7 protein-coding genes are annotated in these 8457 nt (G+C 67.3%); all 7 read right to left on the minus strand.

Translation table 11 applies throughout. The annotated features are described in order from the left end of the window. Positions 1-283: 283 nt before the first annotated feature. A complete protein-coding gene (locus I6U14_RS07470; RefSeq protein WP_296898155.1) occupies positions 284-490 on the minus strand; it encodes an AAA family ATPase in 207 nt (68 codons plus the stop codon). Between the two features lie 49 nt (positions 491-539). Continuing rightward, entirely contained in the window at positions 540-1124 is a 585-nt protein-coding gene (locus I6U14_RS07475; protein WP_296898156.1) for a hypothetical protein, read from the minus strand. A 134-nt stretch (positions 1125-1258) separates the two neighbouring features. After that, entirely contained in the window at positions 1259-3082 is a 1824-nt protein-coding gene (typA, locus tag I6U14_RS07480) for a translational GTPase TypA (protein WP_296898158.1), read from the minus strand. Between the two features lie 569 nt (positions 3083-3651). Next, a complete protein-coding gene (locus I6U14_RS07485) occupies positions 3652-4635 on the minus strand; it encodes a lysylphosphatidylglycerol synthase transmembrane domain-containing protein (protein WP_296898160.1) in 984 nt (327 codons plus the stop codon). Next, positions 4632-5630, minus strand: a complete 999-nt coding sequence (locus tag I6U14_RS07490; RefSeq protein WP_296898162.1) for a lysophospholipid acyltransferase family protein — start codon at positions 5628-5630, stop codon at positions 4632-4634. Before I6U14_RS07490 ends, I6U14_RS07485 begins: the two co-directional genes overlap by 4 nt. Continuing rightward, complete coding sequence (locus I6U14_RS07495; RefSeq protein WP_296898164.1) at positions 5596-6063, minus strand: hypothetical protein; 468 nt, start codon at positions 6061-6063, stop codon at positions 5596-5598. Before I6U14_RS07495 ends, I6U14_RS07490 begins: the two co-directional genes overlap by 35 nt. A gap of 91 nt (positions 6064-6154) precedes the next feature. Continuing rightward, the coding region (locus I6U14_RS07500; RefSeq protein ID WP_296898166.1) for a translocation/assembly module TamB domain-containing protein at positions 6155-8457 on the minus strand (2303 nt) is incomplete at its 5' end.

Genomic DNA, 8457 nt, shown 5'->3' on the forward strand with positions numbered 1-8457 from the left:
TTCCGGCTCCGTCTGATTTTTGGGCAGGATGCCCAATAAATCAGCATCTCCCTAAAGCGCTTTGTCACCCGCAAGCCCGGCAACGCGCAGACCGATGCCGAGCCAGACGAAAGCCAGTGAGCCCCAGACCACCGCCCAGCAGCTCGCCGCCATCATCAAGACCGCGCGCAAGATCAAGCGCAAGGACAAGGGCCTGAACGGCGACCTCGACCGCCTGCCGATGCTCACCTGGGTCAGGTTTCTGAAGTTCCTGGATGATGAACCTGCTGCAGCACGGCCTCGACTATCCGCGCATCGACCCGGAATCGTCTCGGACCGCCATCGCGGCATCCATGATGGGCTTATCCATCAACCCGCGCAGAAACAGGATTGCATCGAACAAGTTGGACTTGCCGATGGCATTGGCGCCGGCGATGCAGATGAAGGGCTCGAGCGGCAGATCGACGCCGATCAGGTTCTTGAAGCCGTCGACACGCAGACGCGTCAGCATTGCGGCGCTCTACCTTGTTACCGCTGCGCGCAAAGGTGTCAGCACGACGCTAGGCCGCCTCGGGGCGCAGGCGATGGCTCATCAGCAGCCAGAAGAGCCCGGCGCCCACCAAGATGCCCACGGCATCCGCCGCCAGCGGCAGGGTCTTGTCCACCGCCGCCGCACCGCCGCCGCGAAACTCCCAGTAGAGGGCACCGGCTGCCGCGAGCGCGAGGCCGAAGAGCGCGGTGCCGACCGGCGTAAGGCCGTGACGCCAATCGGACGGCATGGTGTGCAGCGAGAAGTGCAGGAAGACCAGCAGCAGCACCAGCACGATGGCGGCGTTGATCCACAGCGACTCCGCCGCACCCCAGGCAGCGCGCTCTACAGCCGCGAGCGGGGCAACACACGCGAGGGCAAGAATGGGCAGGGTGACGCTCATGTAGACGCGGATGCAGCGGGAGCGGAAGGCGTCCACGTAGGCCAATGCCAGGATGCCGCTGCCGGCGAAGATGAGGGCGCGGGACCAATGTGCCGCATCCAGGCCGAGCAGCGCGGTCCGGGGCGCAAGCACGCCAATGCCGATGAGCACCACCGCCAGCAGTACGGTGAGGAGGAAGGGCAAGCGACGGCAGTCGGCCTGGGATTCGCTCATTGGGAAGCCTCTTTTGGGGAACAGTGTCGCGCGAAGAACCTACTGATGCCTTTTCTCTTCCTCGAAGCTCGCCCCTCGAAGCTCGCTGCTCTCCGCCATAGACGGAGCCCGCGGCGGTCGCGAAGGGCTCGCGGCTAACCTCGCCCCGCCCGCTTGCGCTCGTGCTCCTTCAGGAAGCGCTTGCGGATGCGAATGGCGCTGGGCGTCACCTCCACCAGCTCGTCGTCCTCGATGAACTCCAGCGCCTGCTCCAGGCTGAACTTGATGGGGGGCGTGAGGAGAATGTTCTCATCTGAGCCGGCGGCGCGGATGTTGGTGAGCTGCTTGGCCTTGAGCGGGTTGACGACCAAATCATTGTCACGGGAGTGAATGCCGACCACCTGCCCTTCGTAGACCTCGTCGCCGGGCGAGACCAGCATGCGCCCGCGCTCCTGGAGGTTGAACAAGGCATAACCCAGCACCTTGCCCTGGGCGTTGGAGATCATGGCGCCGTTGCGCCGGGGCGCGATGCCGCCCTGATTCGCCGGTCCGTAGTGGTCGAAAATGTGATGCTTTAGACCGGTGCCGGAGGTGAGAGTCATGAACTCGGTCTGGAAGCCGATGAGCCCGCGCGACGGGATCTGGTAGTCGAGCCGTACCCGCCCCTTGCCGTCCGGCACCATGTCCTTGAGCTCGCCGCGGCGCTCCCCCAGCGCCTGCATGATGGCGCCCTGGCTGGTCTCCTCCAGGTCCACGGTGAGCAGCTCATAGGGCTCGCAGATCTTGCCATCGACCTCGCGGAAGATGACCTCTGGCCGAGACACGGCGAGCTCATAACCCTCCCGGCGCATGTTCTCGATCAGGATGGACAGATGCAGCTCGCCGCGGCCGGACACCCGGAACTTCTCCGGGTCCGTGCCCTCTTCCACCCGCAGTGCGACGTTGGAGATCAGCTCCCGCTCCAACCGATCCTTGAGCTGACGGCTGGTCAGATACTTGCCCTCGCGCCCGGCGAAGGGCGAGGTGTTCACCTGGAAGGTCATGCTCACGGTCGGCTCGTCCACCGACAACGGCGGCAGCGCCTCCACGGCCTCCGGGTCGCAGAGGGTGTCCGAGACGTTGGGCGCCTCGATGCCGGTGATGGCGACGATGTCTCCGGCGCCGGCCTCCTTCACCTCGAAGCGCTCCAGGCCCAGATAGCCGTAGACCAGGCCGATCTTGGCCCGCTGGCGGTCACCGTCGCGCTTCACAACGATGACCTGCTGATTGGGCTTGACGCTGCCGCGCTGGATGCGGCCGATGGCGATGGCACCGACGAAGGAGCTGTAGTCGAGCGTCGAGACCTGCATCCGGAAAGGCCCCGAGGGGTCCACGTCTGGTGCCGGGCAGTGCTCGACGATGGCCTCGAGCAGCGGCGTCATGTCGCCGCCGGAGACCGTATCCTCCAACCCGGCGTACCCATGAATCGCGGAGGCGTAGACGATGGGGAAGTCCAGCTGCTCATCGCTCGCGCCGAGCTGGTCGAACAGATCGAACACCTGATCGATGACCCAGTCCGCACGCGCTCCCGGCTTGTCGATTTTGTTGACGACGACGATGGGCCGCAGCCCGTGCTGAAAGGCCTTGGCCGTCACGAAGCGGGTCTGCGGCATCGGCCCCTCCTGGGCGTCCACCAAGAGCAGCACCGAGTCCACCATCGACAGCACCCGCTCTACCTCACCGCCGAAGTCCGCATGCCCGGGGGTGTCGACAATGTTGATGCGATAGTTGGCGCCATCCAAAGACACGTCGAGCGCCGTGTTCTTCGATAGGATGGTGATGCCCCGTTCCTTCTCCAGGTCGTTGGAGTCCATCACCCGCTCCACGGGGCCGAAGCGCTCGCCGAGCGTGCCGGACTGCTGCAGCAGCTTGTCCACCAGCGTGGTCTTACCATGATCCACGTGGGCGATGATGGCGATGTTGCGGAGGTTGTCGATCACGTTAGAGGGAGTCCGGGGCTCGGTTCGGGCAGCGGCTGTCGCAGGATGCACGTCGCGGTGGACGGTGCTGTCCGGTCAACGAATACGCTTAAAGACGGTGGTGCGAGATGGTGGTGCGCACGGCGCCAGCACGGCGCTCCGACGAGCCCCCCAGTATAGCCCGAACCTGCCCGTGACCGACGCGGGCAAGGACGAAATCGGCACCGATGCCAGCCCACACCGAAGCTGCGCATGCCTTAACAGCGACTTGGCGACAATACCTAAGACAGGTTCTTCCATGTCACAGGCAAGGCATTTGATCGTCATCAATTCTTCGCATTCGCCAACAGACCCTGTGGACAAACTTGTGGACAATACTTGTGAGAAGGCGCTAAACCCTGGAAAACATGGGCCAGGCGCTGGATTGTAGTGTCCGTGACCAGCGCTCTAGATCATTGTTCTAAAAGGGCTTTCGTCATGTCGACCGGCGCCGAGCTCTGAGGCCGGAGCGAAACCTCCCGGCCTCGGCTCACCTGTGCACAACCGAGAGCGATGGAACGTAAAAGGGATGTCCTGTCAACAGCCGTGCATCAGTGCTCGGCCCCCGCAGCGCCGCTCCAAGAGCCCGGCCGCACCGGCAGCAACAGCGCCACCGCGCCCAACAGCAAAGTGGTGCCGAGCAGGAACAGGTGCAGGTTGACCGCGCCCGCCAGCGCAGCCTCGACCCCCACACCCAAGGGCACCATCGCGGCCATGCCTGTCAGCTCATAGGAGCCCGCGCCGGCAATACCGTGGAACGGCAGCACGCTCGAAAGCTCAGCCCCCAGCACGCCCGCCAAACGTTGCCAGAGGGCAGCATCGACGAAGTGTCCGAGCACCAGCGCAAAGGCCAGCAGCTTGGCGGTCCAAGACAGGACGGTCCACAGATAGAGCCGATACAGCCGCCAGGTCTCCCCCGGAGCGGCGTCCAGCAGAAAGCGCAGCACGGCGCGCATACGGCCGAAGGGCAATCGCATGATCCAACCGCTGCGGCGAATGACGAGCCCGAGCGGCACCAGCGCCAACCAGAGCACAGCGAGCAGCAGCCACCACCAGCTCGGCAGCCGCAGCCACAGCGCCACGACGGCTGCCAGCACCAGGCAATGCAAGTCCATGAGCCGGATCCACAAGAGCGACGCTCCGGAGGCCAAAAACCCCTGACCGAAATAACGGCGCATGAGCCAAGGGAAAGCCACCTCGCCGACGCGCATCGGCAGCAGATTGTTGGCCGTGTTGTGCAGTATCGACAGCCGCAGCACCGCCGGGAAGCGCCCCGCCACCAGTGGGCCGAAGTAGTCGTACACCCGAAGCCCCCGCAACGCATAGCTCGCCGCCGTCAGTGCGAAGGCACCCGCGAGCAGCCCGGGCGAGATCGTGCGCCAAGGCGCAAGCAGCGCCTGAAAGCCAACCCGGTGCTCCACAGCGATGATCAGCCCCAACAGCAACGTGATGCCGATCAGCCAGTCCCGTGGCCGGCCGAGACGCGGCGGCCGCGGCAGGCGGCCGCCCGCTCGAGCGCTCGGCGGCTCGCTCATGGTCCGACACCGCCTGCACGCTGACGCGCCAGGCGCCGCCGCTCGCGGCGGCGCGACGCCGGATAGATGGGCGGCGCCCCCGCCGGGCGCGTCTTGAAGCGCCTGTGCACCCAGAAATACTGTGCCGGCATGCTGGCGAGACGCTGCTCGATGACCTGGTTCATGCGCGCCGTGTCTGCGGCCTCGTCACCGCTCGGGAAGTCCGCGAGCGGCGCCTCGAAGCAGAGCTCCAGTCCCTGCCCCCTTGGCAGAAAGCGCGCGAAGGTCGGGATCACCGCGGCACCGGCGAGCCGGGCGATGCGCCCCAGTGTCGGCACGGTCGCTGCCGGCACCCCACAGAAGGGCACGAAGATGCCGCGCCTCGGCCCCGGGTCCTGGTCCGGCAGGTAGAAGAACGGCGTGCCGCTGCGGATGCGGCGGATCAGCGCGCGCAGATCGTCGCTGCGCTCCACCGGCACGCTGCCGAAGCGGGTACGCCCGTGGCGCACCTGGGCATCCAGGACCGGATCGCGGATGCGTTGATACATGTACATGCCGGGATGCACCAGGGCGGTGAAGGCGGTGCCGCCAAGCTCCAGACCCACGAAGTGCGGCACCAGCACGATCAGCGGCCGGCCGTGGCGGAGACGCGCGTCGACATGCTCCAAGCCCACGATACGCACGATCCGCTGCAGGCGCCGACGTCCGGCATGCCAGCTCAGGCCCTGGCACACCGCGGCGACACCGAGCCAGCCGAAGTGCGAGCGCACCAGCCGAGCGCGTGCGCGGTCATCGAGCTGCGGCTGGCACAGCGCCACATTGGTGCGGGCCACAGCCCGCCGCCCGGGCAGGAGAAGCCAGCCGAGACGCCCCAGCGCATGGCCAAGGGCCCACAGCAGCGGAAACGGCAGCCATGCCAGAAGGGAGAAGAAGCCCACCGCGAGCCAGGCGGGCCAATGCCGCGGCGTCCAGAGCCGCGGCTTATTCGAACCAGGCCCGCTCGATGCGCTCGACATAGGGCAGTTCTGCGAGGCGCTGCAGCACGAAAGCGAAGTCCGGCCGATGGGTATTGCCGAGCACCAGCACCTGCCCGGGCCCGCAGCCGATGCGCCCGGGTGAGCCAGGCTGGAAGCGCGCGCTGCCATCGATGAACTGCACCTCGGCCGCGAAGCCCTCGCCCGCAGGGATGCAGAACTCGTAATCCAGCGCCCGCTTGCCGTCGGGCGGACCCACTAGGCCCTGGGCATCCAGGTCACAGAGGTCGAAGCCGATGACCCCAACGCCGGGCTCGGCGGGCTCCACGGCGGCGGCCGGGGCCGCGAGCAGCGCGGCCAGCAGCGCGAGCGGCCACCGCAGGCCGGGCCGCGCAAGCCGCGCCGACACCACAAAGCGCGGCCGGCGCCGGGACGGGGCGGCGGTGACAGCAAGATGCGCGAAGTCTGCGGGCATAAGCATCAGCTAGGGTAGGCAGAGCGAGAATGGTCGGCGTCCGTGGCGTTCAGATCAAGCCGGCCTGCACGCGCTGTGTTCACGCCTGCTCTCAGTTCTCGAACTTGAAAAAGATGTCCGCGCCCTGGCTGTCGCCGGTCTCGGTCTGCAGCTCGATGTTCTTGGACAGGTCGTAACGCATCTTGACGGTTTCGTCGGCGTCGCCGGTAGCACCCTCGTACTCCATATAGAGCTTGGGCGCGACATAGGTACCGACGGCGATGGCGCGCGAGTCCGCCTCCGCATCGCGCTTGGGCGGAATGCCGGTCACCAGGTACCGTGTGATCTCCGCCTGGGTCATGTTTGGATCGGACTCCGAGAAGAACGCGAGCTTGGGATTGCGCAGCGTGCCCAGCACCCGCACGCCCGCGGTGACATCGCCGCCCTCGCGCTGCGCGTTCAGAATCAGGCCGGGATTGCCGATGGGCGTCTTGGCGAATACCACGAAGCCCTGCTGGATCGTGAGCGGCTTGCCGATGGCGGTCATCACGCCGAGTGCCGGCAATGTTACCCGGAAGGTGCCGTCGACGATCTCGAGCTGCCCGTCTCCGAGGATCTCCCCCTGCGGCGCCTTCAGCACCCGCAGCGCACCGCGCAATCTGCCGCGCAGACCGAAGGCGTCGATGCTGACCTCGTCACCGAGCCGCGCCTGCACGTCTAGGCTGAGCGGCAGCGCCTCCTTCCGATCCGCCGGGGACTCCATGACCACGTCCGCAGACGGCTGCACCGTGCCCTCCGGCACAGTGCGCGGCTTGATCCGGGCCTCCGGCAGCTCGATCGTGCCGCGTACCGCGGCCCCCGCAACACCGACGCCGACGGTCATATCCATCGACAGGAGCGCGAAGTACTCGCTGCTGTCCAAGATCTTCAGGTTGTCGCCCTGAATGCGGATCTCCCCCGCCGGGGCGCCGCCGCCGAGGCCGATGTTGCCGTCGAGGGCGATCCGGCCGGCGCCGATGTCCGCGCCGCCGGTCAGCGCGATCGTATCCGCGCTGCGGCTCGTGAGGGTCACATCCGCGGAGGACATGGCGAAGCCGTACAGCGGAACTTGCAGCCCAAGCCCCCGCGCCCGCAGCTCACCGCGCAGGTCCGGCCCACCGAGGGTGCCCGCGAGCTGAAGGTCGCCGTCGATATTGCCGGTGATGTCAGTCACGTCGGGCAGCAGATTCGAGATGCGCGAGAGACCGTCCAGCGAGACGCTGACATCACCCCGCAGCGCCTGCCCGGCGCCGCTGTCGAGCCGGAAGCCTGGCAGTGACACCGCGGCACGCACGCCGCCAAGGTCGGTAACGGACAGGTTCAGCCGGGCGTCCAGACCGCCCCTGCCGGCCTCGACGTCGAGCCCTGTACCGGAGAACACCAGCACATCGCGTCCCTGATCCTCGCCCAAGGCCATGTTGATCTTGCCCGTGGGCACCTCCATGCGGGCACTGCCGGAGAGCACATTGCCCTCAACCCGGAAGCGGCCTTGGGCGCGCACGCCGCCTTCCATCACCAACAGCTCGGGCAGCAGCGGATTCAGGATGTCGAAGTCGATATGGTCAACATCCAGCGACACCTCGAAGCGGCCGGGCTGCGGCTGCTCGAAGCCGACACAGCCCCCGGAGCCCTCGCCGTTGCCGAGACAGAGGGGCCCCGCCGATGCGGCGCCATCTCCAAAGGCGAGGCCTGCCGGGCGCTGCAGGCGCCAGGCGCCAAAATCCCCGCTCACGAGGCGTAGGCTGTCGAGGCGGCCGGCGTAGGCGCCCTCGGCACCCAGCCCGCCGCTTGCGGCAAGCTCCAGCGAGAGCAGATCCCCGCTGGCGGCGGCACGGAGCTGGTGGCGATCCATGCGCCCGCTGCCTTGGACCGAGAGGGTCTCGAAGCGCTGGCCGCCTGCAACCAGGTTGTTGCCGCTCAGGTCGATATCGAAGTCATCGCCCGGGCCGAGGCCAACGTCGGCGCTGGCAGTGACCTCCCCGATACCTTGGCCGTTCAGCTCGGCATCGCGACCCTGCAGATTCAGCCGGACGCGCGGCGCTGCTGCGGTCCCCGTGACCTCCCCCGCCAGATCCAGACTGCCGCTGGCGCCCGGCAGCAGCGCCGCCAGGTCCGGCGAGGCGAGGTCGAAGCGCAGGTCCAGCTGCTCACCGGTGAGACCGCCGGCGGCGCTGAGCCGGGCGCTGCCGGACCCCGCGGTGAGATTGCGCAGCTCGACAACCTCCCCCGCCATGCCGAGCTCGGCGGCAAGGCGCACGGGGTAGCCCCGCAACTCACCGGAGATCTCACTGATGCGGACAGTGAGATCCGGACCCTGTTCGGTGAGCTGCCCGCTGCTCTCGATGGTGCCGCCGAGCTCGGCATGGCGGGGGAGGT

This window comes from Thiohalocapsa sp. (genome assembly GCF_019695415.1).
Lineage (GTDB): Bacteria > Pseudomonadota > Gammaproteobacteria > Chromatiales > Chromatiaceae > Thiohalocapsa.